The organism is Pseudomonas sp. MS15a(2019) (genome assembly GCF_013277805.1).
GTDB classification, from domain to species: Bacteria; Pseudomonadota; Gammaproteobacteria; order Pseudomonadales; family Pseudomonadaceae; genus Chryseomonas; species Chryseomonas benzopyrenica.
Genome location: NZ_VBTN01000016.1, coordinates 1 through 25,969, shown reverse-complemented (window position 1 = coordinate 25,969; position 25,969 = coordinate 1). Strand labels below are relative to the sequence as shown.

At 60.4% G+C, this 25,969-nt stretch carries 25 protein-coding genes, 2 pseudogenes and 1 other annotated feature; of the genes and pseudogenes, 9 read left to right on the top strand and 18 right to left on the bottom strand.

The window, feature by feature from the left end; genetic code table 11:
* Positions 1 to 171: 171 nt before the first annotated feature.
* From FEZ61_RS22475 to FEZ61_RS22460, 4 genes are read right to left on the bottom strand one after another with little or no spacing between them, the layout of a single operon-like run.
* Positions 172 to 1,395, bottom strand: a complete 1,224-nt coding sequence (locus tag FEZ61_RS22475) for a Zn-dependent hydrolase (RefSeq protein WP_007162833.1) — start codon at positions 1,393 to 1,395, stop codon at positions 172 to 174.
* Positions 1,396 to 1,422: 27 nt separating this feature from the next.
* Complete coding sequence (locus FEZ61_RS22470) at positions 1,423 to 2,352, bottom strand: glyoxylate/hydroxypyruvate reductase A (RefSeq protein WP_007162834.1); 930 nt, start codon at positions 2,350 to 2,352, stop codon at positions 1,423 to 1,425.
* Positions 2,349 to 3,104, bottom strand: a complete 756-nt coding sequence (locus tag FEZ61_RS22465; protein ID WP_007162835.1) for a class II aldolase/adducin family protein — start codon at positions 3,102 to 3,104, stop codon at positions 2,349 to 2,351. The genes FEZ61_RS22470 and FEZ61_RS22465 overlap by 4 nt, the downstream gene beginning before the upstream one ends.
* Positions 3,105 to 3,137: 33 nt before the next feature.
* Positions 3,138 to 4,436 (bottom strand): MFS transporter, encoded by a 1,299-nt coding sequence (locus FEZ61_RS22460; protein ID WP_007162836.1) that lies wholly within the window; start codon positions 4,434 to 4,436, stop codon positions 3,138 to 3,140.
* A 190-nt stretch (positions 4,437 to 4,626) separates the two neighbouring features.
* On the opposite strand from FEZ61_RS22460, the gene FEZ61_RS22455 reads away from it, so the two are divergent.
* Complete coding sequence (locus tag FEZ61_RS22455; RefSeq protein ID WP_007162837.1) at positions 4,627 to 5,589, top strand: LysR family transcriptional regulator; 963 nt, start codon at positions 4,627 to 4,629, stop codon at positions 5,587 to 5,589.
* Between the two features lie 141 nt (positions 5,590 to 5,730).
* Here FEZ61_RS22455 and FEZ61_RS24285 read toward each other — a convergent pair whose 3' ends face one another.
* Positions 5,731 to 6,087, bottom strand: coding sequence for a hypothetical protein (locus tag FEZ61_RS24285; RefSeq protein ID WP_007162838.1), 357 nt, complete (start codon positions 6,085 to 6,087; stop codon positions 5,731 to 5,733).
* A gap of 356 nt (positions 6,088 to 6,443) precedes the next feature.
* Here FEZ61_RS24285 and FEZ61_RS22445 point away from each other — a divergent pair, with 356 nt between their 5' ends.
* From FEZ61_RS22445 to FEZ61_RS22410, 8 genes are all read left to right on the top strand, one after another.
* On the top strand, positions 6,444 to 6,686 hold the full coding sequence (locus FEZ61_RS22445; RefSeq protein WP_231893056.1) for a DUF1654 domain-containing protein: 243 nt from the start codon (positions 6,444 to 6,446) through the stop codon (positions 6,684 to 6,686).
* 111 nt (positions 6,687 to 6,797) lie between these two features.
* Positions 6,798 to 7,526 carry a hypothetical protein gene (locus tag FEZ61_RS22440; protein ID WP_231893055.1) on the top strand — a complete coding sequence of 243 codons (729 nt, stop codon included), beginning with the start codon at positions 6,798 to 6,800 and terminating at the stop codon, positions 7,524 to 7,526.
* A 7-nt stretch (positions 7,527 to 7,533) separates the two neighbouring features.
* Positions 7,534 to 7,950 (top strand): hypothetical protein, encoded by a 417-nt coding sequence (locus FEZ61_RS22435; protein WP_007162841.1) that lies wholly within the window; start codon positions 7,534 to 7,536, stop codon positions 7,948 to 7,950.
* Positions 7,951 to 8,250: 300 nt separating this feature from the next.
* Entirely contained in the window at positions 8,251 to 8,883 is a 633-nt protein-coding gene (locus FEZ61_RS22430; protein ID WP_007162842.1) for an SOS response-associated peptidase family protein, read from the top strand.
* A 480-nt stretch (positions 8,884 to 9,363) separates the two neighbouring features.
* Positions 9,364 to 10,008, top strand: a complete 645-nt coding sequence (locus tag FEZ61_RS22425) for a hypothetical protein (protein WP_007162843.1) — start codon at positions 9,364 to 9,366, stop codon at positions 10,006 to 10,008.
* Entirely contained in the window at positions 10,005 to 10,712 is a 708-nt protein-coding gene (locus tag FEZ61_RS22420; protein WP_007162844.1) for a nucleotidyl transferase AbiEii/AbiGii toxin family protein, read from the top strand. Before FEZ61_RS22425 ends, FEZ61_RS22420 begins: the two co-directional genes overlap by 4 nt.
* A complete protein-coding gene (locus FEZ61_RS22415) occupies positions 10,712 to 11,398 on the top strand; it encodes a PP2C family serine/threonine-protein phosphatase (RefSeq protein ID WP_132833155.1) in 687 nt (228 codons plus the stop codon). The genes FEZ61_RS22420 and FEZ61_RS22415 overlap by 1 nt, the downstream gene beginning before the upstream one ends.
* Before the next feature lie 352 nt (positions 11,399 to 11,750).
* Positions 11,751 to 12,299 carry a hypothetical protein gene (locus tag FEZ61_RS22410; protein WP_169854969.1) on the top strand — a complete coding sequence of 183 codons (549 nt, stop codon included), beginning with the start codon at positions 11,751 to 11,753 and terminating at the stop codon, positions 12,297 to 12,299.
* Between the two features lie 534 nt (positions 12,300 to 12,833).
* Here FEZ61_RS22410 and FEZ61_RS22405 read toward each other — a convergent pair.
* The 13 genes and pseudogenes from FEZ61_RS22405 to FEZ61_RS22350 form a co-directional block, all read right to left on the bottom strand.
* Positions 12,834 to 13,163, bottom strand: a complete 330-nt coding sequence (locus FEZ61_RS22405) for a four-helix bundle copper-binding protein (RefSeq protein WP_007162846.1) — start codon at positions 13,161 to 13,163, stop codon at positions 12,834 to 12,836.
* Between the two features lie 226 nt (positions 13,164 to 13,389).
* On the bottom strand, positions 13,390 to 14,769 hold the full coding sequence (locus FEZ61_RS22400; protein ID WP_017641151.1) for a heavy metal sensor histidine kinase: 1,380 nt from the start codon (positions 14,767 to 14,769) through the stop codon (positions 13,390 to 13,392).
* On the bottom strand, positions 14,766 to 15,452 hold the full coding sequence (locus tag FEZ61_RS22395) for a heavy metal response regulator transcription factor (protein WP_007163124.1): 687 nt from the start codon (positions 15,450 to 15,452) through the stop codon (positions 14,766 to 14,768). Before FEZ61_RS22395 ends, FEZ61_RS22400 begins: the two co-directional genes overlap by 4 nt.
* 55 nt (positions 15,453 to 15,507) lie before the next feature.
* Positions 15,508 to 16,440 (bottom strand): copper homeostasis membrane protein CopD, encoded by a 933-nt coding sequence (gene copD / locus FEZ61_RS22390; protein ID WP_017641152.1) that lies wholly within the window; start codon positions 16,438 to 16,440, stop codon positions 15,508 to 15,510.
* Between the two features lie 2 nt (positions 16,441 to 16,442).
* Complete coding sequence (copC, locus tag FEZ61_RS22385) at positions 16,443 to 16,820, bottom strand: copper resistance system chaperone CopC (protein ID WP_007163121.1); 378 nt, start codon at positions 16,818 to 16,820, stop codon at positions 16,443 to 16,445.
* Between the two features lie 53 nt (positions 16,821 to 16,873).
* A complete protein-coding gene (locus tag FEZ61_RS22380) occupies positions 16,874 to 17,884 on the bottom strand; it encodes a copper resistance protein B (RefSeq protein WP_017641153.1) in 1,011 nt (336 codons plus the stop codon).
* A gap of 5 nt (positions 17,885 to 17,889) precedes the next feature.
* Positions 17,890 to 19,734: a copper resistance system multicopper oxidase gene (locus tag FEZ61_RS22375; protein WP_017641154.1), complete on the bottom strand. Its 1,845-nt coding sequence runs from the start codon at positions 19,732 to 19,734 to the stop codon at positions 17,890 to 17,892.
* Positions 19,735 to 19,828: 94 nt separating this feature from the next.
* Positions 19,829 to 20,056 carry a co-regulatory protein PtrA N-terminal domain-containing protein gene (locus tag FEZ61_RS22370; protein WP_064308076.1) on the bottom strand — a complete coding sequence of 76 codons (228 nt, stop codon included), beginning with the start codon at positions 20,054 to 20,056 and terminating at the stop codon, positions 19,829 to 19,831.
* A 316-nt stretch (positions 20,057 to 20,372) separates the two neighbouring features.
* Positions 20,373 to 21,779 carry an ISNCY family transposase gene (locus tag FEZ61_RS22365; RefSeq protein ID WP_064308075.1) on the bottom strand — a complete coding sequence of 469 codons (1,407 nt, stop codon included), beginning with the start codon at positions 21,777 to 21,779 and terminating at the stop codon, positions 20,373 to 20,375.
* Positions 21,780 to 22,140: 361 nt separating this feature from the next.
* Positions 22,141 to 22,300: pseudogene (locus FEZ61_RS24535) on the bottom strand (allophanate hydrolase); the annotation flags it as partial.
* Between the two features lie 232 nt (positions 22,301 to 22,532).
* Positions 22,533 to 23,849 carry a PAS domain-containing methyl-accepting chemotaxis protein gene (locus tag FEZ61_RS22360; protein ID WP_017641155.1) on the bottom strand — a complete coding sequence of 439 codons (1,317 nt, stop codon included), beginning with the start codon at positions 23,847 to 23,849 and terminating at the stop codon, positions 22,533 to 22,535.
* Positions 23,850 to 24,129: 280 nt separating this feature from the next.
* Positions 24,130 to 25,352 (bottom strand): IS3 family transposase gene (locus tag FEZ61_RS22355; protein ID WP_085984312.1). Its coding sequence is split into 2 segments (ribosomal slippage): positions 24,130 to 25,067 and positions 25,067 to 25,352, totalling 1,224 coding nucleotides; the frame shifts between segments, so codons are not numbered across the junction.
* Positions 24,958 to 25,074, bottom strand: a sequence feature (AL1L pseudoknot). It overlaps the preceding gene by 117 nt.
* A 47-nt stretch (positions 25,353 to 25,399) precedes the next feature.
* Positions 25,400 to 25,943 (bottom strand): annotated as a pseudogene (locus FEZ61_RS22350) (FAD-binding oxidoreductase); the annotation flags it as partial.
* Between the last annotated feature and the right edge of the window lie 26 nt (positions 25,944 to 25,969).

Sequence of the window (25,969 nt, the reverse complement as noted above, 5' to 3'; positions counted from 1 at the left end):
GGCCTGCGCGGGCAGGCTCTGGCTGGAGCTAAGCGTGGTGGTGGTCACGGTGAATCCTCCGGGCATAGGGGTTGGCGTTGTTGTCTTGGCAGGAGGCAAGGGCGTGGCGCCAGGCACCACGCCAGGCCGCGCCCGTGGCCGGGGCGGAGGGTGTTGTTTATTGGCGCGGGATCAGTGCCCCGCTTGCGCCAGGACGGCATTGAGCAGCACGGCGGCGCCCTGGGCGATGTGGAAGGGCTCGGCCCACTCGGCTTCGTTGTGGCTGAGGCCGTCGCGGCAGGGGATGAAGATCATGCTGGTTGGGCAATGACGGGCCAGATGGATGGCGTCGTGGCCGGCGCCGCTGATGATCTCTTGGTGTCCATAGCCCAACCCCTGCACGGCGTCGCGCACCGCCTGCACGCAGTCGGCGGCGAAGGGCGTGGCTGGACTCAGCCAGTGGCGCTCGATGGCGAGCGTCAGCCCGCGACGGGTGGCGATGGCGGCCAGCCGTTCGCGGGCGGCGACTTCCAAGGCGGCCAACTGGGCGTCGTCGGGATGGCGCAGGTCCAGGGTCCAGTCCACTTGGCCGGCGATGGTGTTGCGCGAGGATTGGGCGATGTCCACCTGTCCGACCGTGACCAGCCCGGCGGGGGCGAACTCAGAGGCCAGAGTTTCCAGCGCCGCGAGCATTTCGCCGACGCCGAACAGGGCGTCCTTGCGCATCGCCATGGGCGTGGTGCCGGCGTGGGCCGGGGTGCCGCCGACGCGCACGTCGAGCCAGCAGATGGCCTGACCCCCAGTGACTACGCCGATTGGCAGGCCAGCGGCTTCCAGCACCGGCCCCTGCTCGATGTGCGCCTCGAAGTAGGCGGCCAGCGGCCGCTGCAAGGCTCGCTCGCCGGCTTCGCCAGTGCTGGCCAGGGCCTGGGCGATGCTGACGCCCTGGCGATCCTCGGTGGCCAGGGCGCGCGCCAGCGGCAGCGCCCCGGTGAATACCGCCGAGCCGAGCATGGCCGGGGTGAAGCGCGCGCCTTCCTCGTTGGTCCAGACGGCGATTTCTAACGGCAGGCGGGTCTCGAGGTTTTCCTCGTTCAGACGGCGGATCACCTCCAGGGCGGCGAGCACGCCAAAGATGCCGTCGAAGCGACCGCCCTTGGGCTGGGTGTCCAGGTGGCTGCCCATCACCACTGGCGCCGCGTCGGCGTCGCGGCCTTGGCGACGGGCGAAGAGATTGCCGATGGCGTCGCGCTGCACGCTCAGGCCGGCGGCTTCGCACCAGGCGACGAACAGCGCCCGGCCTTGGCGATCTTCCTCGGTGAGCGCCAGGCGGCTATTGCCGCCGCCGGCGGTGGCGCCGATCGCGGCCATCTCCATCAGGCTATTCCAGAGGCGTTCGCCGTTGACTTCGAGCATGAAAAATCTCCTTTCAGGGCGCGCGACCTAGTAGCCGAGCGCGGGATCGACGGTGTGCAGCAGGGGCTCGCCCGCGGCCAGGCGCCGGGTGTTCTCGGCGACCTGGGTGGCGATGCAAGGGTAGGACGCGGCCGAGGCCATGTGCGGGGTGACGGTCACGCCCGGCAGGTGCCAGAGCGGGTCGGTGGCGGGCAAGGGTTCGTGGGTGAACACATCCAGCAGCGCGGCGCGTACTTGGCCTTCGCTAAGCGCCGTGGCCAGCGCCTGGGCGTCGAGATGACCGCCACGGCCGCCGTTGACGATCACCGCGCCGCGCGCCAGCCGGGTGAAGGTGGCGTGGCCCAGGATGCCGGCGGTGGCCGGGGTCAGCGGCAGCAGGTTGATTAGCAGATCGAGACCGTCGAGAAAACGGGACAGCGCGGCGTCGCCGGCCTGGCAATCTACGCCGCGCAGGTACTTGGGCGTGCGTGCCCAACCGCGCACGGCATAGCCGGCGTCGGCCAGATCCTCGGCCACGGCCGCGCCCAGGGAGCCCAGGCCCATCACTCCGACGCGGTAGTCGCCGGCCGGCACCTGGGGTGGGCGGCGCCAGGTCTGGCTGGGCTGGTGCGCGAGCACCTGATCGAAACCGCGCTGGTAGTGCAGGACCGCCCAGCGCATGTATTCGAGCATGCCCTGGCGATGCGCCGGATCCACCACACGGCAGACCGGCAGTGCCGGATAGGGGCCGGCGGCGACGAGGTGCTCGACGCCCGCGGCCACCGAATGCACCAGTTGGAGCCGTGGGAGCGCGGCGAGACTGCCGACGGGGGGAAACCAACAGGCGGCGACAGTCGCCGTGCTCGCGCGGGCATCGTCTTGCGTCACCACCGTGAGCTGCGGGGCATGGGCGGCGAAGGCGGCCTGCAATTCACCGATGAGGTCGGCGTCTCTAGTGAGCAGGACGACGGTAGTCATGCGCAGTAGTCCTCGCGCTGATGGGCGATCAGACTCAGCGCCGCCGTCCAGGTGAGGCAGACGATCTCGGCGGACTCGTCGCGCTCAAACTGTTGCGCCACCAGGTGCCGCACCGTCTCGCTGGGATAGACCAGCGGGGTGCCGCCAGCCAGCGCCTGGATCTGCGCCTGGCAGGCACGTTCGAGGAAGTGGATCTGATGGAAGGCCTCCGCCACGCTGCTGCCACCCGCCAGCAGGCCATGGTTGCGCAGGATCATCGCCTTGTGCGGTCCTAGGTCGGCGATCAACCGCTCGCGTTCGTCCAGCGACAGGGCGATGCCTTCGTAGGTGTGGTAAGCCAGCTTGCCGTAGAACTTCAGGGCATGCTGGCTGATGGGCAGCAGGCCCTGCTCCTGGGCTGCCACCGCCATACCGGCGGCGGTGTGAGTATGGATCACACAGGCCATGTCAGGGCGCGCCAGGTGGATCGCCGAATGGATGACGAAGCCTGCCGCATTCACCCGGCGCGGGCCGAAGTGTTCGTCGACCACCTCGCCATGCTCGTTGATCAGCACCAGATCGGAGGCCTTCATGTGATCGAACAGCACGCCATAGCGATTGATCAGGAAGTGATGTTGCGGACCGGGCAGGCGCAGGGTGATGTGGGTGTCGATCAGATCGGTCATGCGGAAATGGGCGACCAGCCGGTACAGCGCTGCGAGTTCGCAGCGGGCGGTCCATTCGGCATCGGTCATGGTGGAAGGCTTGTTCATGGTCACTCCAGGGCTAGACAAAGGCGAGCCTGCTCAGGCCACGCGCGGCAGCGTAGCCGGCCGTCTGGTCTCGTCGCGCAGACGGGCCAGGCCGATTACGCCGATCAACGACAAGGCGGACAGGGCGCTGAAGAACAACGCCAGCGGCAGCCACTGCCCGGCGTATTGCTGCGCCAGCAGGGTGCCGATCAAAGGGGTGGTGCCGCCGGCCATGGCGCAGATCAGTTGGTAGGCCAGCGAGATTCCGGAGTAGCGCAGCTCGGCGGGAAAGGCTTCCGCCAGGTATCCGGCGATCACCGCATAGAGCGCCGACAGGGTGACCACGGCCAGGGCGATGCCAGCGGTCATCGCCACCAGGTTGCCGGTCTGCACCAGCAGGAACATCGGATAGGGCACGGCGATGCAGGCCAGGGCCACCGCGCGCAGGAAGCGGGCGGTGCCGATCCGCTCCGCCCATAGAGCGGCGAGCGGCTGGGTAAGGAACTGGCAGATCGTCACCAAGAACAGGCAGTCCAAGATGGTGGTGCGAGCGATGCCCTGGTACTGGGTGACGTAGGAAATCATGAAAGTATTGGTGAAGAAGAAGCCGGCCGAGCCGATAGTGACGGCGGCGGCGCCACAGAGGATCTGCCGCCAGCAGCGGCGGATCACCTGGGCGACCGGCTTGTCCACCTTGCGCCCGGCGCGTTCTAGCGCCGCGAACTCGGGAGACTCCTCGACCCCGCAGCGAATCAGCAGGCCCACACACATCAGCACGCCACTGGCCACGAACGGTAGGCGCCAGCCCCAGCTATGAAAGTCAGCCGGGTCCAGCGAACTGACCAGGCGAAAGGCGATCAGCGCCAGCAACAGCCCTGCGGGGCTGCCGAGCTGGGCGAAGGAGGCAAAGAATGTCTTGCGTCCGGCAGGAGCGTGCTCGCTGGCCATCAGCACCGCGCCGCCCCACTCGCCGCCCACTGAGATGCCCTGGATGAAACGCAGGGCGACCAACGCGATGGGTGCCCAGATTCCGGCGCTGGCGTAGGTGGGGAGAAGACCGATGGCAGCAGTAGCTAGGCCCATCAGCGTCATGGTGAACAACAGCATCCGCTTGCGGCCCAGGCGATCGCCCAGATGACCGAAGACCATGCCGGCCAGTGGCCGGGCGACGAAGCCCACGGCGAAGGTGCCGAAGGCGGCCAGAGTACTCAGTGCCGGATTGTGGCTGGGAAAGAACAGCGGACCCAATACTAGTGCGGCCGCCGTGGCGTAAATGTAAAAGTCGTAGAACTCGATGGTTGTGCCGAAAAAGGCGGACGCGGCGGCACGGCGGGATTGCGGCGAACGAGACATACGAGAGGCCCTGTTGTTGAAATCGTTATACGAAACCGGCGACGGCACGTGGCCCGGCGAGCAGTTTCTAGGCAGGTATGGTTGGCAAGGCAGATCACGGTAGCGCTCTGGGGCGCTTCCCATCGTTATCGCGCCAGACCTAGAATTAGTCAATTTTCTAGTTTTAATGTCTGGTATTAGAGGATCTAATATGGGAGAGATATTTGATCAGCGACAGGCCATCCACAGCGATCCCCGGCGCGTGCTCAATGATCGGCTGGACTGGAGCCTGTTGCGTACCTTCCTGTTCATTGGCCAGGAGGGCAGTATCAGCAAAGCGGCGGCGCGGCTGTACATTACCCAGTCGGCGGTCAGCCAGGCGCTCAAGCGGCTCGAGGAACAACTCGGCGCCACCCTGATCTTGCGCCGGGGCCAGCGCTTCGACCTGACCGGGACCGGTGAGGAAGTCCTGCGGATCGCCGCTGACATCTATGGCAACGTCTCGCGGATCGGTGCGGCCCTGGGCGAAGAGCGCGATAGCGTAGTGGGCAAGGTCCGCTTGCTCAGCGTCAGCCGTGTCGAGTCATCCGCCTACGATGGCTATCTCGCGGAATTCCACCGGCGTTTTCCACGCGTGGAAATCGAGGTGGAGGTCTTGCGCAGCGCGGACATCCTCAGCGCCCTGCAACAAAGGACCGCCACCTTGGGGCTGGGACTGTGCCGCCGTGTGCCGCCCAGGCTGGAGCAGCGGCGCCTGGTGCCGCAGCGTTACGCCTTCTTCTGCGGTCGTCCACATCGCCATTTCGGTGTGAAGGGGCTGACGGTGGACGACCTGCGTGGGGAGTCCTTCGTCAGCTTCACCAGTGACCAGATCGGCGGCAATCTTTCCCCGCTGGCGATTTTTCGTGATCAGCAGGGCCTGGAAGGACGGGTAGTGGCGTCTTCCTCCAGCGTCGACGAGGTGCGCCGGCTGGTATGTGCCGGTTTCGGGATCGGCTGCCTGCCCGAGCACCTCGCCGCCGACGATGTGGCTCGTGGCGTGCTCTGGCGCCTGCCTCCGGATGACGGCGTGATCGACGCCGACATCCATGTGCTCTGGAACCGCGAGCAAAAGATGAGTTCGGCGGAATTGGCCTTTCTCGAAGGACTCGCGGCCTTGGCTGATCCGACGTAACGGACCGCTGATAAACCCGTGTTGACGAGAAGCAGCGCCTTGGATTGCCCTTTTAAAGTCCAAACCGCGGCTTCTAGGGAATTGCCATAGCAGCCTACTAAAAGTGCCAAACGGAACGTCCGGATCATTAACGAGAAAATATTACGCGTACCTGCGGAAGAAGCGGCTAAAGCCGAGACGCTTCAGGTGACGGTGGAAGCGCTCTTCCCGGAGCGTTATGGCGTACCGTGGTCGGAGGTCGCACAGCAGGCCTTCGATGCGCTGCTCGAACAGCTGAGCGGCGCCACAGCAGCACAGGCCGGTATGGAAGGCTTCGGGAAGCATGTCGCCCAATGGGAGACGCGCCCGCAGCCTTTGCAGGAATGTCCTCGCACTGAGCCAGGCCGGCTTCGTTGGATCAAGGCAAGGCTGCAGCAGCGGCAGTTCGTCCTCGAGCACCTTGCCCATCATGCCAGTGTGACGCGGAAGGTCTTCGATAGCCTCGGCCGTTTGCCGCATGTCGGCCTGCAGTCGCTCATCGCGCGCTGCCTCGGAGTGTCACCCCGCGAGCTCTAGCCGGAGCGATATGGCCGCGATGGGCGAGCGCTTGGCAGTGACACCCCTGATGGTGAGCGCCAGGAACGCCAGGTTCCGGAAGCGTCGCGCTTGAGTCTGGGTACCGGCCTTTGGCTCAGCTCATCATCAACACCTTGTTCGGTCAGACCGAACACCCTGAAAGGGTCAGCGCACGCTGACCCTTTTTTTTGCCTCGCGATCAACGCAGATGCCTTTCGTCTCGCCAGGCACGCACCGGTTGCCAGCAGGCCGGCCGGTTTAATACTGTATAAAAGAACATCCCCATGGGACCTGTGGAGATGGCCCGCACCCCACCGCCGGCATTGACGCCCTATGACCAGCTTGCCGCTAGGGTTCATAGGCAAGTCATGAGCGCGCCTGGCGTCCGAGAAAAGCACGTCCACGTTGAACGACGCGACGCGAGAGATCAGGACTGGGACCAGCTGCTCGAGGCGATCAGCGAGATGGAGGGCGTCATCATTGCCCACCGCGATGACGGTAGCGTCGACCTGTTCTGGAAGGTCAGCTACGACGACTTCTGAGTGATCGTATGACGCACTGGAAGGTTCGACCCACAACCGCGCTAGAATCGGCGTTTGCAATTTTCGAAAGGCATGGAGACTAGGTTCCAGTTACCTGCCGAGATCCAAACGATGACCTATAAAGTTTGCAAAGTGAGCACCGCGGCCACGGACGCGCCAGGCGTCTACAGCGTCCTGTTCAATGGTGACGACCGCTTTTTCCGCCGGATCGAGGTCCACCTGAGCCGAGACCTCGGCGACAACGTGCTCGACTTCATCGAGCTCTACGGCTTGTGGTGCGCCCTGGTGCAATTCGAGCTGGCCGGGCACCAGCGTAACTGCGGAAACCTGAAGCTTGTGGTGTCACGCGGTGCGGTGAAGCGCCTGTTGCTCTCAGACAGCTCCAAGGGCGAGCTCTACGAGACGTCGAACGCGCTGCGCACCCAGTTCTTCGGCCTCAGCGGTATCAGCGTCGAGAAGAACAAGCCCTGGACCCGTGGGGATCACCAGGCCTTCTGCGTTAAGTGGGACGGAACGCCCCCTCCGCAACCGTCGGTAGAGAACCCGGTATTCGGCAAGATCTATCTGACCCATCACACCCTGGTCGAGTACCTGGACGAGACGAAGGGTGAGTGCAAGCCGGAGAACGTCTTCCCGCGGCTGGCGCGGGTGGTCCGTGACCTGAATCGCGAAGTGACGCTCCCTGCCGAGGTACTTCGGCATAAGCAGCATCGCCACGCAGGTAACCAAGACGGCGTGCGGTACCTTGGCAGCATGGCGGGCTGGCAGCTCGTGACGAGGCCCGCGCTGGACCGGTCCGGTCTGCTAGCGATCACCGTATACCAGCGACAACAGATCTGAGGTCCCAATGTCCCACCGGCTGAACAGCTACATCGCGCGGCTGCGCACCGAGCTGATGAGCGTGCTCATGATGGCGGAGCCGGAAGTCTGGGAGCAGGTGCGCAACGCTTCACCTGAGGCGCAGATTGACGCGTTGTTCAAGAGCTCTGCGATCAGGCGCTTTATTTGCGAGCACGCGCTGGGGCAGGCTGGGTACGAGAAAGACGGGATTGTTCAGCGGCTCCGCAACGGTGTGCTGTACCAGCTGGAGCGCCTCTCGATCGACTGGGATCAGAATGGCTACCCGGCGAACGTATTGCTCTTCGGCCGCCCCCTCTCGAACACAGACGACGCCGCTGCATTCTTGGGCCGAATCAGCGATTTCGTGAGCGTCCCTGCTGGCATTCCAATTTCAGGACCTGAGATCTTGGATCTGGTGAAGTAGGGCCACATTTCGCCCGGAGAATTGGGGAGCAGCTTAGCTATTGCCCCGCTTCAGAGGACCGCGATGCTATCGGTGGAACTCAGATATCTGCTGATGATCATGCTCGAATCCCATGGTGGGTGGACCCACTCACCTGTCCCTGGCGCTGAGCCTGCGGCTGGGAGGCGGGGGTGCTTGCGGCTCCTTGACCGATAAGGTGGCAGCAGCCCATCTGGAACGCAGCGTGGCCAACGGGTCAAACAAGGTGGCGCGGCCAACAAGGCGGCTGCACCAGGTTAGATTTCCCGGAGGCGACAGGGCATGTGCAGTCACTATGAGGCGCCGACGCCGGCGCGGTTGAAAAGCGCATTCGGCGCTTCCGTCGACGAGCAATACCAAGGCGAGCTCTGGCCCCTCTACATGGGACCCTTCGTTCGGCTGAACCCAGCCGAGGCGCAGGATGACGGCGCACCGGAGTACGACATATCGGTAGGCCAGTTCGGCTTGCTGCCTGGTTGGGCAAAGGGCAGAAAGCTCGGGCGCAGCACCTACAACTGCCGCTCCGAAACGGCTGCCACAAAGAACTCCTTTCGCACCGCCTGGAAGAGGGTCCAGCACTGCATCATCCCTGCAGCAGCGATCTATGAGCCCGACTGGCGCAGCGGGAAGGCTGTGCCCACGCGGATCGAGCGTGCCGACGGCGGCCTGATGGCGATCGCTGGGCTGTGGGAGGAATGGAGCGATCCAGATGGCAAGGGGCGCTTCAGCTTCACCATGCTGACCGTCAACGCTGACGATCACCCCTTCATGAAGAACTACCATCGGCCTGAAGATGAGAAGCGGATGTTGGCGATACTGCCGAATGGCTCGATCAAGGAATGGCTGCAGGCGCCAGCCGAAGCAGCGAGCGAGTTCCTTCGTCAATATCCCTCAGATCGCCTGCGCGCCACTTAGGTAAGGGCTGGGTCGACCGCCGCTGCTTCGATTGGAATACCTTCTTGGATAGCCTACTTGCGGCCGCTCAGCGGACCGGCTTTCCGCTCCTGCTGGTAGATTGATGCGAAGCACGGCGGTACTGGCGGCGTTACAGTTGCACCGGGGCCGAGGTCATCCGCATGCAACGTGCGCGCGAGGCTGACGCGGCGCTGTACAACGGCGTTGGCGAGCCGCTGGTAGCAGAAGATGGTGGAAGCGGGGGACCGACCCTCGCCTAACCCAGACCGGCCGTTACCGGTGTCGCCCAGCGTGTAGCCTAGAACTGGTCTTCTGCGGCACGCGTGCGAGCCAGCTTTTCACGCCCGCTCTAAGTATCTAAAAGCGCGCTGCAGGCCAATTATTCCCAACCTCGCCGACCTCGCGCGCTTGCGCAACAGGTAATTTGCTGTTCTTATTGTCCCGTGTCCTAGGACTTGGGACAAGTAGAGCGAGCAAAAAATGAAAGGTCAAGACGTAGGCGTGATGCTCAGACTCGTATGTCTGCAAAAACACGAGGCGAGAGACAAGGTTGTAGCGACGTGGCCACACGATTGGCGCGACTGGCACCATAATGAGGAAGATGCCGCCTTCTCGTATCAACCGGATTTCGATCTCGACGATATGTCACCAGGCGCCTCCTACTACACCGCACGCGCGTTGGAGGAACAGACCGGGATCAGCAAATCACAGATCGCCCTGGCTCTGAAGCATTGCGTAGAGATCGGCCTAGCTAGGGTGGATGTGCGCTCTCAGCTTCCCCGGGTCAACACCCAGGCTCTATTAGAGTTTCTCGTCTATGGACTGCGGTTCGTCTTTCCAGCTCGGTACGGCGAACTGACCAGAGGCATTGCGACCGGATTCGCCGCTCCTGTCCTTTCGCGCTCACTGATCAGCAGCGGTGAACATATCCCGGTGTGGCCATATGCCCGAGGGAAAACGATGGGAATGAAAGTTGAACCACTCTTCAAGACCGCAGTGCTAGCAGCTCGAAAGGATCCAGAGATGTACGCGTTGTTGGCGCTAGTGGATTCCATTCGTGTTGGCCAACCACGGGAGCGAAATTTGGCTATTGAGCTTCTGCGCGAACGCCTGGAGATGACATGAACGTCTTTCCGATTTTGAAAGAGATGATATGCAAGGTGGCGCACGCTCTAGGGCCTGATTTGTGCGAAGACATGACGTTCGTAGGAGGGTGTACAACCGGTCTACTGCTCACAGACGAGTTCATTCGCGATCAAGTGCGGGCTACGGATGACGTCGACTTGATCGTACCCGTAATGGGAGCGATTAAATATTTAGAGCTACAGAACCGCCTGCGAGCGTCTGGGTTTAGGACGCCCCACCTTGCGAAGCAAAACGTTCCAATTTGCACGATGATGCTTGGCGACCTCCGCGTTGATTTTATGCCGGCCGACGACTCACTGGGATTTACGAATCGCTGGTACCAAGATGCGATCAAGAGCTCAAGTCGATACCGATTGGACGAGCACACTTCAATCAAACTGGTCAATCCGGTGTACTTCATCGCGACCAAACTCGAAGCATGGAAGGGCAGGGGAAATGGAAAGCCGGTCGCCAACCGGGACCTAGAAGACATCTTTAATCTTATTGAGGGCCGCGAAGAGCTTTTGGATGAGATCCAAGAGGCAGGTGACGATGTTCGAAATTACATTGCTGCCGAGATCGGCCTTTTATTCAGCGACTGCCCCCAATTTCCAGAGGCCATCAGCGACCAAACCAGAAACGATCCCGAGCGTGAAAGATTGCTGTACGAGCGTATGCGAGCCTTGATCGGGGAAGTCGGCTGATGCACGTTACGTGGCAGAGCCGCCAAGGCGTAGGGCGCAGCAGCAATAACGATGCTGCTGCGGTAGGGTATACAGAATATGGCGTAATGGCGGTAGTAGTTGACGCGGCCGAAGATGGCGATGGGGCCGCATTTGCGCAGCACTGGGCAAGGTCTATCGTCATCGCTACACAAGAGTCTTCTTCGCCGCTTGATGGAGACTCACTCCGCGCGCTTATCAACGCTGAGCAAGACCGGCTGAGATCGAAGTTTTCGATTGAGAAAGCGGCTTATTGTTGCGTATTCGTTGACCTACGCGTCCTCCAAGTGGAGGTACTTTATGCAGGCGACTGCCAGCTAGGCATCCTGAAGACCGATGAGTCGGTTACCTGGATAACGGTTCCGCATACGCTCAGTCGCCAAGCGGAACTGCTGGGGATTTCAGCGCCGGTCGATGCACGGCATGTGCTGACGCGATGCTTAAAGGTGCATCGTGCGCACGTCCCAGAAAGCTGCAGCGTTACCTATGCTCAACCGGATCGGCTAATCGTATGTACAGATGGCCACTGGTACAAAAGCCATGCTGCGCAAGATGCGATAGCAGATGGATCAGATGACGCCAGCGTACTTACCCTTCAGTTCGGCGGCCGGACGCAGTATGTTGAGTCCGACTGCGAGAACTTTTTTCCTTGCGGCCCTCTTGAATAGCATGACGACGCCTAGGATGTATGGAGCCCGAGGAAGCTCGATAGCTTCCCCGTACAAGCCCCGCTTCGACGTTTTTTGTGCCTAAAGCTTTTCTATCTACCGCCGATAATCATGCCAGAACTCAGTATGGAAGGTGGATATGAACGGTAGGGCATGGAAATTTATTCTGGTATCGAGCGTGCTCGCTTGCAATTGGGCTCACGCTGACTTCCCAAGGACGTCCGTCGAGTGGAAAGCTCAGGAAGAAGGCGAAGCTCCCACCTCTCGCTACGATGTTTATATCGATACACTCCGATTCGAGTCTGACGATGGCAACGCCGATTCGCAGATTCAGCTCGCTCAAGAGCTACTGATGAGCACTAAGCTCAAGTCAGACGACCTTCCAAAAATCAAGCTTCTGATAGACGCAGCCGAAAGCAAGCTTGGAGCGGAAAAGGTAAGCATGGCCCGCAGTCTGCTAAAGGGTCAGGAGGGCAAGGTAGCGGGTACCACTATCATTTCTGAGCCTATCGTTGTTGGTCTATCACCCAAGCGTCCTCATAGCCCAGAAAAAGCGGAGTTTTATGCACGTTGCTCAGCAATGGCGTCTGTATTAAATGAAGAAATCGAAAAAGCCAAGGGTGCTACAGACCAGCTGTTCACTGATTTTTCTGTCAACTCCGCGGTCGCTTCGATTTTATACTCGGATTCCGCATACTTTCTAAAAATTTATCAGCCGAACGAATATAGCTACAAATACCAAATGGCCAGGCACCGGGCACAAACTATTTATGCATTGCAAAACACAATGAATGCCTGCATGGCGAGCATGAAGAAGGATATCGCCGAAATGAAGCCATTCGAGAAAAGTGCGCGTGATGATTTTTTTAAAATGGCTGATAACAGTGTAGGATTTAAATAATCCCGTCAGTTGTAAAAGTTTTCTAACCAGTAAGGCATTTTTCGTCATCCTTGCTGGCTGCACATCGTTTCGAACCGCGTGCACGGATTCTGGATCTGATCTTGCGCCATGACCGGTTGTAGGCACGCACGGCCGCCCTGCCCGGCTGCGCGTCCTGTCAAGGCTAAGTAGAGATGTCGCTCTGACAGCTAAGTAAAAATGTCATTATGACCTTACGTCCGAGCCTAACTCTTATCGGAGTGACATCAATAGTTGGTACCTAGCTGCAGGACTGCTGATAGTAGCCGCCGTCTTCTAGCTTCACGAAAGCAGCGATGACAATCGCAGCTCGGTACTGGCTTCTACCAGAGGCTTCGTGCTGTTCACGGTGGTTTCCGCCAGGTTTGGGCAGCTGAGTGCAGGCGTACATGGCCGGACCGGGACGCCCAATGCCCTGAAGCCGTTACAGGTCAGTGAAGTGACTGATGCAATTAAGTGTGACGGAGGCATAGATGGTGAGGGCAGCCGAGCCGCCCCACCTCTGACTGACCGATATCAGGCGGCCATTCGCTCGCATTCCTCGGCACAGCGCATGCAGGCCTCGGCACACGCCTGACAATGCTGCGCCTCGTGCTTGGCGCACTCTTCGCCACAGGCACGGCAGATCGTGGCGCACAGGGCACAGAACTGCTTGGCGTACTCGCTCTCGCGAGCCATTAGCGTGGCAGCCATGTAGCAAATGTCGGCGCAGTCTCGGTCGAGCTCGATGCAGCGCGCCATCATCTTCACGTCGTCTTCGCGCAGGCAGGCGGAGGCGCAGGTTTCACAGACGATAGCGCAGTTGGAGCAGGCCTGGATACAAGATTCGAACATAGAGTTTGTCATGGTAAATCTCCAGATTGGGAAAGAGTGACGAACCTGAGTGGCCCCGAAGTGAGTAGGCAACTCCACTCGCGTGAGCGGCTGCCGACCTCGGTCCAGAGGACCCAAAATATGCGACCGGCGCCTGCCGCAATTGGTTTTGCCTGGAACATTACAATTCTGTAAGCCATTCCCGATGGTAGTTTTGAAAGCGCCCGTAGGTATGGCCCGCTCACCGGTAGCCATCCGCTCAGGTTTGCATGCCAACAGGTCGCAAGAACGTCAGGGTGAAGGCCGTTCGGCCTCTTTGGGATGTACAGTTGATCGTGCCACCATGCGCCGTCATCAGCGACCGGGCGATGGCCAACCCGAGCCCCGCATTGCCGTCACCTTCGCGACGTGCTGGATCCACCCGATAGAACCGGTCGAAGATCCTCGCCTGGTGCTCCGGTGGAATTTTGGGGCCGGGGTTTTCGACGCGAAGCTCAACGCTGCTGCCGTGATCCTCGATGTTGACCTCAATCGTCGCCCCGGACGGTGTATAGCGCAGGGCATTGGACAGCAGATTCGACACGACACGGTCGATCATCACGCTATCCGCAAAGATCAAGGCGCTTCCCGATGCCTTGAGCTGGATACCCTTATCCTCAGCCAGAAGCTCGTAGTATCCGAACAGCTTGCCGATGACCCTACCCAAATCCAGCTCGACCGGTTCAGGTACGATCAGGCCGTTGTCGGACTTGGCCAGGAACAGCATGCCGTCGATGATTCCCGACAGGCGATTGAGCTCTTCCAGGTTGGAGGTCAGATTCTCCTCGTACACGTCCGAGTCCCGCTTTTGGGCCAGGATCACCTCGGTATGAGTCCGCAGGTTGCTGATCGGGGTTCGTAGCTCGTGTGCGATGTCGGCAGAAAAATTCGATAGACGTATGAACGAGTCGTCCAGGCGACCGAGCATGGAATTGAAGGCGGTGATGAGCTCGCGTAACTCATCGGGCACGGGCTCCAGAGGAATACGCTCCTTCAAGGAGCCTGCGGACATCGAGGCGGCTGTCTGGGTCACCTTGGCCACCGGCCGCAGCCCATTCTTGGCAACCAGCCAACCAAGTGCGGCACTCAGCACGGTGCTGGCTAGCAGAACGCCCCAGAACCAGCGCTCCAGCATGGCGAAGAAGTGCATATGCGTCGTGACGTCCAGTACCAACCACATGGTCAGCGGAGCAGTGGCTTCCGACGACGAGACTGGCGCCTTCAAGGCCCTGAACATGTGTCCGTCACTTTCCCACTCCCACACGCCATCGTGCTCGGTCGCCTGAGCAAGGGACGGCACCGATGATCTGGGAGGCTCCGCAAAAAAGAGGCTTCCGTCAGCCTGGAGAAACACCGCGCTGAGCTCGGAATGTGCTCCCAGCAGCGTATGCCAGCGAATCTTGAGCTGGTCCGAATTCGCGCCGGGCTCTTGAGCAATCTGGGTGATCGCTTCAAGCTTTTCTTCCAGCGCCTGCGCATCAAGCGCGCGGAAGTGGTGACGGCTTAACTCGTTGAAGGCAATGCCCACGATCATAAGGACGGCAGAAACTGCTACTACGAATAAGAGGCTCAAGCGTAGCGTGAGTGAACCTGGCTTCATCCTTCGTCCTGTGCGTCCAGCATGTAGCCCATTCCTCGGCAGGTGTGGAGCAGTTTCGCCTCGAAGTCATCGTCAATCTTGGCCCTCAACCGCCGAATCGCCACCTCGATGACATTGGTGTCGCTATCGAAATTCATGTCCCATACTTGTGATGCTATAAGAGACTTTGACAGAACCTCGCCTCGCCGACGCATCAGCAACTCCAGCAAGGCAAACTCCTTAGCCGTAAGGTCAATTCGCTTGCCGCCTCGCGTAGTGCGGCGCTTGAGTAGGTCAACCTGCAGATCTCCGATCTGCAGGTTCGTTTGAATCGGTGGGCTACCATGCCCGCGCCTTAATAGCGTTCGAACACGTGCCAGCAGTTCTGAAAAGGCAAAGGGCTTGACCAGGTAGTCATCGGCGCCCAGCTCTAATCCTTTGACTCGGTCATCCACGCCATCCCGTGCCGTCAGAAACAGCACCGGTACCGACTGACCTGCAGCACGCAGGCGTGTTACCACCCCCCAACCATCGAGGCCGGGCATCATCACGTCGAGAATCAGCAGGTCATAGGCTTCAGTCTGCATCTGATCGATGGCATCCGTTCCAGTGACCACTCGATCTACCGTGAAGCCAGCCTCTCGCAGGCCCTGCTGCAGATAGATTCCGGTCTTGGGTTCGTCTTCGGCTACCAGCAGTTTCATGCTTCACCCTCGGGGACACGATCTTGGCGAGACGGCACGACGGGGGAAGGCAAACTTACTTCCCCGCTTCCATCTCGGGAGACAGCGTACCAAGCCAAGCAATCAACCCAAGCACCAAAATGGCGGAACCCAGTTCTAAGGCCATGCTGTAGCGAATAGACCGTGCCGCACGCGTGTAATCGCCTTGGTGGACTGCTTGCTCCAATGCCGGGCTCAAGAGAAAGCGGTTGGCCGAAGCCAGCCCGATCATCACGCCGAAAAGGCCCAGCTTTCCCAGCAGCAGCAGGCCATAGGTGCTTTGCGCCAGTCCCCTGATTTGGGGTCCGACGATGAGCAGATAGTTCATCACACCTGTGAAGACGATCAGCACCACGATCACCGCCCCGGCTCGCTCGAAGCCGGTAAGCGTGCGCGATAGGATCTGGACTGATGCCTGCGTTTCCGATTTGCTGGGCCGCAGCAATAAGGCAAAAGCCACCAGCGCGCCGAACCAGCCACTGGAGGCCCATAGGTGAAGTATGTCTGCGCTGAAGTGCCAGAAGCGGCGGGAGCCTTCGTCCATGGCGCCGTGCCCGGCCCACGCCAGTGTGGCCAGCGCCACGCCTGCCAGCAGCGAAACCACGGTCAGGCTCGCCATTGGCCAACGAGGATTGAAGGCAATGGTCACAGCAGCGGCCACGAGGGCGGCCATACGGATAAGCCAGGCGGTGCCAAGCTCCGTCTCGGCGATCATCATCTCAACATGCGGTATGGCCTCGCCCCATTCCTCAACCCCGCTCATAGCCTTGGCCATTTGCACCATGGACACGACCGAGAGCAAGAGGCCCGTCGCCGCGCTTGTAGCCAGCAGAGGCAAGAACGGCAATACCATGCCCGAGCGGCGCTCAGGGCCACGCAAACTATAAAGGCCGAAGAGCGCCAGCCCGAACAGCATCATCAAATCGGCATACAACGCGAAGCGAAGTCCGATGCTGAACGGATCTTCCATACTTACTTGACCTTGAATGTCACGCTACCGGTGATGGGGTGGGTATCTGATGACACTGCCCGCCAATCGACCTTGTAGGTGCCGGCCGTCAACGGCGAGGCAGGTGCGATGACCATGGTCTTAGGATCACTGCCACCCGAAACAGCCGCCTTGACCGCCATCGGCGGATGCTCCATACCCGACATCGCCGTCATGACCAGCTTCGCGCCGGAAAACTGAGTGACCAGGTTTTCAGAAAAGTGCAGCTCGATCTTTGCCGGGGCGGCGCCTTCAGTTCCTTCGGCAGGCGTCGAAGACACCAGCTTGGGATGGGCTTGAGCCAGGGCGCTAAACAGCATTCCAGCGGCAAAGAGCGTGATGAAAGGTGCACGATTGAACATGCGAACTCCTACAGCCCAAGGGGCGTTCGTGGGGAATGAGATTTGGTGTCTGGTTAGAACCACATACGTACACCCAGGACCAGTCGGGCTTCGCTGCGGTCTTCCCCTTCCTCCCGGGCAAAATCGGCAGTGTTGCCATAGGAGCGGTTCCAGCTGACGCCAATGTACGGGGCGAACTCTCGGTAGATTTCGTACCGCAAGCGCACTCCGACTTCCGTCTCGGACAAGCCTGAGCCGATTCCGCGTTTGGGGTCGTTCTGCCCGTAAAAATTAGCTTCGGCGGTGGGCTGCAAGATCAGGCGATTGGTCAGCAGGATGTCGTAGTCGCCTTCCAGCCTCAACGCAGTTTGGCCACCCTCTCCAAGGAAAGCGGTCGCTTCGGCCTCGAAGTTGTATAAGGCCAGACCCTGGAGACCAAATGCGGCCCACGTCTGAGGCGGCCCTGGTTTGAAGTCCTGCCGTACGCCACCCACCACGTCCCACCACGGGCCGATCGAGTGGCCCCACAACGCTTGTAGCTCGGCGGATTCGGTTTTGCCGTTGGTGCGCTCCCCCTCGGAGCGAATCCACAGCCGATCAATATCCCCCCCTACCCAACCGTTGACGTCCCAACTCAGCACACTGCCGTTATCAGCGTCCTGCCACTCAAGCTGATCGAACAACAGGAAGTAGTTGAGGGCATCGTCATGGACCGTGTGACCTTTGCCGCTTTGATAGACGGCCGCCCGGTTGGCATCCGTGATGGGCGGAATAGGTGTGCGGCTTTGAGCGAGGGCTGCCGGCTTGCTGGGCGCCATGGTGGTCATTCCAGAGTCCATGCCCTGCATCTTGGAATGATCCATCCCCTGCATCTGGCTGTGGTCCATGCCCTGCATCTTGGAATGATCCATTCCCTGCATCTGGCTGTGGTCCATGCCCTGCATCTTGGAATGATCCATCCCCTGCATTTGGCTGTGGTCCAGGTCAGAACTGCCCGCTTCGGCAGCAAAGGCACCAACCGAAGCGATGCTGAAGCTGGTGATGGCAAGCAGCGAACAAACGTGGAGTCGATTCAACGCGGTCACTAGCTTCACTCCTCTACCCGGACTTCGCGGAACATACCCATCTCCATGTGGTACAGCAGATGGCAGTGATAGGCCCATCGCCCCAGGGCGTCGGCGGTGACGCGATAGCTGCGCTTGGATCCGGGTGGCATATCGATGGTGTGCTTGCGAACCAGGAAGTTGCCTTCCTCGTCCTCCAGGTCGCTCCACATTCCGTGCAGGTGAATCGGGTGCGTCATCATCGTGTCGTTCACCAGCACGATCCTCACCCGCTCCCCGTATTTGAGAACCAGAGGGTGAGCTTCGGAGAACTTGATCCCATCGAAGGACCAGGCAAACTTCTCCATGTGTCCTGTCAGGTGTAGCTCGATGGTACGGCTTGGCTCGCGGCCATCAGGGTCTTCAAAAGTGCTTTTGAGGTCGGCGTAGGTGAGTACCTTGCGTCCGTTGTTACGCAGGCCGAGGCCGGGATCATTCAATTTGGCGGTAGGCGTCATCGCCTGCATGTCGACCAGCGGGTTGTTCTTCTCACTCGTGGGATGACTTTGCATCGTCATGCCGCTCATCCCAGACATCGAACCGTGGTCCATCCCCGCCATAGCGCTGTGATCCATGCCCTGCATAGAGGACATCTTGCTGTGGTCCATGGCTGGCATAGGGCTGCCTCCCATGCTGCTCATGGTCTGCATATCATCACCGGCCACAGAATTCGTACCCTTCATGCTGCCGTGGTCCATGCCGCCATGGTCCATACCGCCCATACCCATGTCGTCCATCGTGACCAAGGGCCGAGGATCAAGCGGAGGGACTGGAGCCACCAAGCCATCTCGCACGGCAAGGGTGCCGCGGGCATAGCCGGTACGATCCATTGACTGGGCGAACACCGTGTAAGCCTCCCCTGTGGGCTCGACGATGACATCGTAGGTTTCGGCCACGGCGATACGAAGCTCGTCGACCTCAACCGGGTTCACGTAAAGACCATCAGACGCTACTACGGTCATTTTCAGGCCTGGGATACGGATGTCGAAGTACGTCATGGCGGAGCCATTGATGAATCGAAGGCGTAGCTTCTCGCCAGGACGGAACAGGCCAGTCCAATTCATGTTTGGAGCCTGGCCATTGAGCAGATAGGTGTAGGTTGCACCGCTCACGTCCGCAAGATCCGTGGGGTTCATCTTCATCTCAGCCCACATCTTGCGATCCGCCAGCGTCGCGGCCCAGCCCTTGTCAGCCACGTCGTTGACGAAGTCGCCAACGGTGCGCTTGTGGAAGTTGTAGTAGTCGGACTGTTTTTTCAGCGTGCGCATCAGCGAAGCCGGATCTTCATCCGTCCAGTCCGTCAGCATCACCACATGCTCACGATCGTATTTGAACGGCTCCGGCTCCTTAGCCTCGATGACCAAAGGCCCATACACACCGGCCTGCTCTTGGAAGCCGGAGTGGCTGTGGTACCAGTAGGTCCCGTTTTGCTGGAGCTTGAACTGGTAGACATACATGCCGCCTGGCTCGATACCCGCGAAGCTCAGTCCCGGTACCCCGTCCATATTTGGAGGCAGGATGATGCCATGCCAGTGTATGGAGGTAGCCGCATCAAGCCTGTTGCGCACGCGAAGCGTCACCGTGTCGCCCTCCCTCCAACGCAACAGGGGGCCCGGCAATCCGCCATTGATCACCATCGCCGTACGGCGCTTCCCGGTGATGTTCACCGGCATCTCGCCAATCGACAGATCGAACTCTGTACCCGTCAGTGTGCGGGGCGTTGTCGACCCAGCCGCCGCCCAACTGGGCGAACGCCACAGACCCAGCCCACCAAGCATGCCAGCAGCCGTGAGGCCTTTGACGAAGGTACGTCGAGAGGTTCTTGATTCCATACGAGCAGGTCCTGGTAGCGAGGACGGCACCGGTGCCGTGTACAGGAGTTAGAAGACTAGTCAGGAAGATGTCACAGCGCTTTGTAGGGTGTGATTACATTTCTGTAAGCATTGGGTAGGCCGCTTCGCTAGCAGCAAGCCTTGCCGTCTTCATCTTTTTTTCTGCAGACGTGCCAGCTAGCCTCGGCTCGGCTTTCTTGCTTTGCGCTGCTTGTTGGGCGTCCATCATGCGAGTGAAGACGCGATCGGCACCGCCTTCAGCAAAAGCAGACGAGGAAAGGGTTAAAGCAAGAGCGAGGAACACAGCTTTAGAAAGGTTCATGACGAAGCACCTCAGGCAAATACAGCGGCACATGCCGCGGACCACAAGGTAGCGCTGGAAAGCTTTCAGTTGACTGAGCCGAGGATTACAAAAGAGTCAGGTTTCGATCCTGAACCCTCGTATTCCAATACCCTGTGCATACCTATTGAGCGCATCGAGTGACCGAAACACCCTTATTAATTCGCGCCGGGAGCGGAGAGGAAAATGTCGGCTCTCTTTGCTATAACGCACCTGCAATTGCCACCCATGGCCCTCGGGACCTGGAATTGCGCGCACGTCGTATGCGGCCCCGGCCGCTACAAGCGCACTGAGCCCTTCAGCGCTGATTGACTGACGCATGACGGCTACGCTTCGGAGACCGCCTTTTATCGAGGGCGGCCACGATGTCCTCCGGTGTGAAATCTTTCGCCTTCTTCTTCGGCGGCTCTTGGCGCTGCGCTTTGGTTGGCTTTGGATTGCCAGGTACCGCTTGGGAGCGACGGTTATCGCGCTGCTCTTGCATCCGCTTCGCGACCTGCAGGACGTGGCCCAGCCGCTTGTTTTCCACGATGGTGCCTTGGCTGACCTCAGGCAACTGATCCAACGTCTCGTAGGAAAAGGTAATCCCTGCTGATCGGACCTCAATCCGGCCGTCAGGGTAGTGATAGATCTCTGCGTACCGGCCTGGTAAAGCTCGTGCTTGTACCGTGTCGTGCAGGACATAGAGACGTCTGTCGTACTGCAGCGTGAGGCTTTTCGATACCCGCCGCGGTTCGCGCCATGTGAAGATTAGAGATAGGTCCTCGTCGTCGCGTACTGGCCGGTGCGCATCGAAGTCCGAGCGGGCAACTTTACCGAAGCGGCGATTGTAATCGGCCATGAAGAGCGGCAGATAAGCGTTAGCGGGTTCGACGGTGCTGATGTTTCGTAGTCGCAGTTCCTTGACCAGACGATCCTGCAAGGTGAGGTGTGCTCGCTCAACACGCCCCTTGGCCTGGCTGGAGTTAGCGCAGAAGGTATCGATGTTCAGCTCGAACATGGCTCTGGCGAACTGGGTGTGGCCATCACCGCCCTGAGCATCCTTGCTATTGACTCGAAATACGCTGGCCTTGTCGCTGTAGAGCGCCAACGGCTTACCGTGATGCTCTAGATAGGCTTGGGTAGCCTGGAAGTAGCTGAAGGTCGATTCGCTGCGGGTGAATGCCAGGTGCATCAGGCGACTGGTGGCGTCGTCGATGTAGACCAGAAGGGTGCATGCCGGTGCTCGGTCCTCGAACCAGCGATGATCGCTGCCATCGATCTGGATCAGTTCGCCCAGACAGGCTCGGCGATTGCGCGGCTGGTACACCTTGGGCGGTCGCTGCCGACGCGGCGTCCATAAGCCGGCATCCATCATGATGCGCCGGACCGTTTCCTTGGCCAGGCGTAGGCCGTGACATTCAACGAGCTTTTCGGCCGCAAGTGTCGGGCCGAAATCCCGGTAGTGCTGCCGGATTAGAGCGGCGGCGCGCTGCTCAAGACCAGGCTTCAGCTGATGATTGCTGGGCTGGCCGCGCTTACATGAGATCAGGCCCGAAACGCCGGCGTCCCGGTAACGTTGCACCAGGCGGTGAACCTGCCGGGAACTCAGCTGCAGGCGCTGGGCGGCGCGTGTTGGCGTAAGGAACCCCTCGGTCACCGCCTGGATGACCTTGAGGCGACCAACTTCACGTAGGCTCATCGTGATCCGCTCGTAGGCTGACATCCTGATCGCTCCGCATCGGCTGCAAAGCCGGTAGGCTAGCTGCAATACGTGATCGGGACATTTCTATCTGGCTGGATCGCGACATTACTATTTGGCCGTAACACGTCCACTTCGCATAACACAACTTATGTTAAATTGGATATGGGTCTAGGCTAACGACTGCCCTTTGCCTTCCCATCCAGTCTTTAGCTTTACCCCTGATACGGCCCCCAGCTGCGACTCTCGCTTCCCTACCCTGGTGTTGTCGATCAGCCTCTTTTGCGAAATTCAGGATTTCTTGGAGTGACGATCCTGAAAACGCGTCCGTTACGAACGACGCCTTCAGGATCTCTCGACGGGTCACCCGCTTGCCAACGGTTCTCTAGCTCGCCAACAGCTGCTCCAGTCGCTGCAGGCGTTCACGGTAAAGACGCCGTGCGGCCAGCGCGTCTTCCAGGGTTACCGCCACGAACCGCCGTCTAGTACGGCTGCAGCTGGCCGATCAACTCAAGGTCGCTGCTGATGATCGTGCCGATCATGGCAATGGACCGTACTGTTGGTAGTGGTCGTAAGCTTTGCGAAAGCACACGTGCGAAAGCGGTAGCCTGATCGGGTTTGGCGTGGGAATTTCGCAAATTCACGCTTGAGCTTAGGCCCTAGACCCAGGCCTCGTAGGTATGCCGCCTACCAGATAGGTGAAGGCGTCTTGAGAAGGGCCTCGTCCTCCCTCCTTCACCTCCGGCCGCTCGCCACCTGTCGGCAGGTACAGCATGGTTAGGTCGATAGGTGCTGAGCAAAGCGCCCCACGGCGCCGACCACGCGCTGAGCGCCGTCCTGGATCTCCACGATCACCTGGCCGGCCTGACCCGCCAGTTCCAGGCCCTGCTCGGCCTGGCGACGGCCGTTCTCGATCACCGTCACCGCTTCGCCGGCCAGTTGCTGATTCTGCTGCACCACCCCGACGATCTCCTCGGTGGCCTTGCTGGTGCGCGAGGCCAGCTGCCTGACCTCGTCGGCCACCACGGCGAAGCCGCGGCCCTGCTCGCCGGCCCGGGCCGCCTCGATGGCCGCGTTGAGCGCCAGCAGGTTGGTCTGCTCGGCGATGCCGCTGATGGTCTTTATGATGGTGCCGATCACCTGGGACTGGTTGTCCAGCGCCTCGATGCCCTTCACCGCCTCCTGCATCTGGGTGGCCAGGGCACGCATCACCTCCACCGTCTGCTGCGCCACCGCCGCGCCCTTGCGGGCCGTGTCGTCGGTGTGCCGGGAGGTCTCGAAGGCCACGCTGGCGGCTTCGGACACCGCCTGCTCCTGCTGGACCTGATCGGTGATCACGGTGGCGAACTTGACCACCTTGTACAGCCGGTCATGGGCATCGATCACCGGGTTGTAGGAGGCTTCCAGCCAGACATCGCGGCCATGGGCATCCAGGCGCTTGAAGCGATCCACGACGAATTCGCCGCGACGCAGGCGCGCCCAGAATTGCTCGTAGGCCTCGGAATTGGCCTCGGCCGGCTCGCAGAACAGCCGATGGTGCTTGCCCTTGATCTGCGCCAAGGAATAACCCATGGCCTGCAGGAAGCGCTCGTTGGCATCGAGCACCTCGCCCTGGAGGTTGAACTCGATCACCGCCGTGGAGCGGCGCAGCGCTTTGAGCAGGCTTTCATGCTCACGCGAGGTTTCGATGGTTCTCGTCAGGTTGTTGCAGAACAGTCGGAAGCGCGTCACCTGGCCCTGGCTGTCATGGAAGGGGTGCAGGATGCCGCGCAACCAGGCTTCCTGACCGTCGCCACGCAAGAGATGCAGGGCACCGCTATAGGGCTCGCCGCGACTCAGCGCCTGCTGCAGTCGGCGGCTGTATTCCTGGTTGCGGACGTGCGCCGGAAGGAGGTCCGCCAGGGGGCGTCCCAGCAAATCCGCGGCGCGCACGCCCATCTCCTTTTCGAAGTTGGCGTTCACCGCGGAGATGCAGCCGCGGCCATCCAGTTCCAGGCCCAGCATTTCCACGTCGAGCTCGGCCTTCAGCCGCTTGAAGGAGTCCACCTGCTCGCGGAGGCGCTGCAGTTCTTGTTTTAGGCCTTTGTTGAACATGACGCGCCCCTACCTGGAAGAGTGAATGAGCGATGTATCGGTGAAATCAGGCGAATCTAAATCCGCGAGATAGGAAGATTGACCAAGCGGTCTTATTTTTAAGACAAGCGGTTATGTATGGCCATTATATGACCCATGGCTCGTAGGTCATGCGGGCTTAGCAGGACCAAAGACACAAACGCAATAATCGGTGCTGGGCGATTGGAATTAGGAGCCCTCTCGTGAAGCACAAGCCTAACATTGAATCACCCCGGGTTTCGTGGAGGCCGTTTCGTTTAAGTCAGGCCGCCACGGCCTGATCTGTTTGCTGCTGGTGGAAGTTTGCCTCAGCCTCCGCAGGCGGGATATAGCCGATTGAGCTCAGCAGGCGTTGGTGGTTGTACCAGTGCACCCATTTCAAGGTCGCCATTTCGACGGCTTCGCGGCTCTTCCATGACTGACGGTAAATCAGCTCGGCCTTGTACAGCCCGTTGATGGTTTCGGCCGGGGCGTTATCGTAGCTGTCTCCCTTGCTACCCACCGAGGGCTCTATACCGGCCTCTGCCAATCGCTCAGTGTAGCGAATGGAGACGTACTGACTGCCACGGTCGCTGTGATGGATCAGCCCACCTGTGCAATGCGGCTGACGGGCATACAGGGCTTGCTCCAGGGCATCCAGTACGAAGTCTGTCTTCATGCTAGTACTGACTCGCCAGCCGACGATCCGGCGTGCAAAGACGTCGATCACGAACGCCACGTACAGCCAGCCCTGCCAGGTCGATACATAGGTGAAGTCCGACACCCACAACTGGTTCGGGCGGTCGGCATGGAACTGGCGTTGGACGCGATCCAGCGGGCAAAGAGCCTTGTCGCCAGCCACCGTTGTGCGCACGACCTGGCCACGCCTTATGCCCTGTAATCCAGCACGACGCATCAATCGCTCTACCGTGCACCTGGCAGCTGCGATGCCTTCTCGCCGTAACTGCTTCCAGACCTTCACTGCGCCATAGCACTGCATGTTGGTGTCCCATACGCGCTGGATTTCCATGATCAATGCGTCATCGCGTCGAGCGCGGCAGCAACGTAATTCGGGGTTGCGCTGCTGGGCCGCATGCCTACGGTAACCGGACGGGGCGATCTGTAAGACGCGGCAGATCGACTCGACCCCAAGACGGTCACGGTACTGATCGATAAAAGCCCTCAGGACTTGGTGCGGCGGTCGAGCTCCGCCTGGGCAAAATACGCACTGGCCAGACGCAGAATTTCATTGGCTTTGCGCAGTTCGCGGTTCTCCCGCTCCAACGCCTTGATGCGTTCGCGCTCTTCGGTTGTCGGGCCTGGACGCTGACCTGCGTCGGTCTGATGACGGCGAATCCAGCCATGCAACGCCTGCGCTGCACAGCCAATCTTCGGCGCGATGGCTTCAATGGCGGCCCACTCGGAGGGATAGTCGTTCAAATGCTCCAGAACCATGCGCACGGCACGTTCACGGACTTCAGGGGAGTAGGTCGTAGTCTTTTTCATGGCCTCATCTTCTCAAGAGTTGAGGCCTCCACGAAACCCGGGGTGATTCAGTACCAGGCAACTCCGGCGCCTATGTAAAAACGCTGCAAGCGGTGCAGCGGGATGGGGCTCAAGGGGCTGAGCGGATAGGGGAAGTCCGCTCCGGTGTCCGTCAGGCGGTTCGCCAGATTGGCGTCCGAGGCTGGTGCACAGGGCGATGCCACGGCCATTGCAACCAAGGGCCAGGGTGACCCCCGGCGCCGGTTCGTGCAGGTGCGGCAAGAAATCACGAGTGATGGCGATGCGTCCTGCCCAGCGATGGCCGTAGCGCGGCTTGCCGAGTTGAGGAAAAAGCAATTCCAGGGAACGCTCCAGATGGGCGAAATCACCCGCGCCTTGGGGATCGTCGAAATGGCCACGACCGCCCATCAATAGCCGACCCTCGGCATCGCGGCGCAGGTAGAGCAGCAAGCGTTGAGCGGTGGACGCGGTTTCGCCGCCGGGCAGGATGCTCGCCGCTGCCTCGCCGGTCACGGGTTCGGTGGCGACGATGAAGCTGTTGGCGGCGAGGATGGTCCGCTCCAGGCCCGGCCAGAGCGCGCCAGTGTAGCCTTTGGGGCACCTCTAAAAACACACAT

What these genes read in the sequence shown, in the direction of transcription:
- FEZ61_RS22470 (WP_007162834.1), bottom strand. Translation starts at nt 2,352, where the DNA reads ATGACTACCGTCGTCCTGCTCACTAGAGACGCCGACCTCATCGGTGAA.
- FEZ61_RS22455 (WP_007162837.1), top strand. Translation starts at nt 4,627, where the DNA reads ATGGGAGAGATATTTGATCAGCGACAGGCCATCCACAGCGATCCCCGG.
- FEZ61_RS22465 (WP_007162835.1), bottom strand. Translation starts at nt 3,104, where the DNA reads ATGAACAAGCCTTCCACCATGACCGATGCCGAATGGACCGCCCGCTGC.
- FEZ61_RS24285 (WP_007162838.1), bottom strand. Translation starts at nt 6,087, where the DNA reads ATGCGGCAAACGGCCGAGGCTATCGAAGACCTTCCGCGTCACACTGGC.
- FEZ61_RS22410 (WP_169854969.1), top strand. Translation starts at nt 11,751, where the DNA reads ATGAGCACTAAGCTCAAGTCAGACGACCTTCCAAAAATCAAGCTTCTG.
- FEZ61_RS22375 (WP_017641154.1), bottom strand. Translation starts at nt 19,734, where the DNA reads ATGGAATCAAGAACCTCTCGACGTACCTTCGTCAAAGGCCTCACGGCT.
- FEZ61_RS22435 (WP_007162841.1), top strand. Translation starts at nt 7,534, where the DNA reads ATGTCCCACCGGCTGAACAGCTACATCGCGCGGCTGCGCACCGAGCTG.
- copC (WP_007163121.1), bottom strand. Translation starts at nt 16,820, where the DNA reads ATGTTCAATCGTGCACCTTTCATCACGCTCTTTGCCGCTGGAATGCTG.
- FEZ61_RS22430 (WP_007162842.1), top strand. Translation starts at nt 8,251, where the DNA reads ATGTGCAGTCACTATGAGGCGCCGACGCCGGCGCGGTTGAAAAGCGCA.
- FEZ61_RS22440 (WP_231893055.1), top strand. Translation starts at nt 6,798, where the DNA reads ATGACCTATAAAGTTTGCAAAGTGAGCACCGCGGCCACGGACGCGCCA.
- FEZ61_RS22400 (WP_017641151.1), bottom strand. Translation starts at nt 14,769, where the DNA reads ATGAAGCCAGGTTCACTCACGCTACGCTTGAGCCTCTTATTCGTAGTA.
- FEZ61_RS22425 (WP_007162843.1), top strand. Translation starts at nt 9,364, where the DNA reads ATGAAAGGTCAAGACGTAGGCGTGATGCTCAGACTCGTATGTCTGCAA.
- FEZ61_RS22475 (WP_007162833.1), bottom strand. Translation starts at nt 1,395, where the DNA reads ATGCTCGAAGTCAACGGCGAACGCCTCTGGAATAGCCTGATGGAGATG.
- FEZ61_RS22365 (WP_064308075.1), bottom strand. Translation starts at nt 21,779, where the DNA reads ATGTCAGCCTACGAGCGGATCACGATGAGCCTACGTGAAGTTGGTCGC.
- FEZ61_RS22360 (WP_017641155.1), bottom strand. Translation starts at nt 23,849, where the DNA reads ATGTTCAACAAAGGCCTAAAACAAGAACTGCAGCGCCTCCGCGAGCAG.
- FEZ61_RS22395 (WP_007163124.1), bottom strand. Translation starts at nt 15,452, where the DNA reads ATGAAACTGCTGGTAGCCGAAGACGAACCCAAGACCGGAATCTATCTG.
- FEZ61_RS22415 (WP_132833155.1), top strand. Translation starts at nt 10,712, where the DNA reads ATGCACGTTACGTGGCAGAGCCGCCAAGGCGTAGGGCGCAGCAGCAAT.
- FEZ61_RS22405 (WP_007162846.1), bottom strand. Translation starts at nt 13,163, where the DNA reads ATGACAAACTCTATGTTCGAATCTTGTATCCAGGCCTGCTCCAACTGC.
- FEZ61_RS22420 (WP_007162844.1), top strand. Translation starts at nt 10,005, where the DNA reads ATGAACGTCTTTCCGATTTTGAAAGAGATGATATGCAAGGTGGCGCAC.
- FEZ61_RS22370 (WP_064308076.1), bottom strand. Translation starts at nt 20,056, where the DNA reads ATGAACCTTTCTAAAGCTGTGTTCCTCGCTCTTGCTTTAACCCTTTCC.
- FEZ61_RS22445 (WP_231893056.1), top strand. Translation starts at nt 6,444, where the DNA reads ATGGCCCGCACCCCACCGCCGGCATTGACGCCCTATGACCAGCTTGCC.
- copD (WP_017641152.1), bottom strand. Translation starts at nt 16,440, where the DNA reads ATGGAAGATCCGTTCAGCATCGGACTTCGCTTCGCGTTGTATGCCGAT.
- FEZ61_RS22460 (WP_007162836.1), bottom strand. Translation starts at nt 4,436, where the DNA reads ATGTCTCGTTCGCCGCAATCCCGCCGTGCCGCCGCGTCCGCCTTTTTC.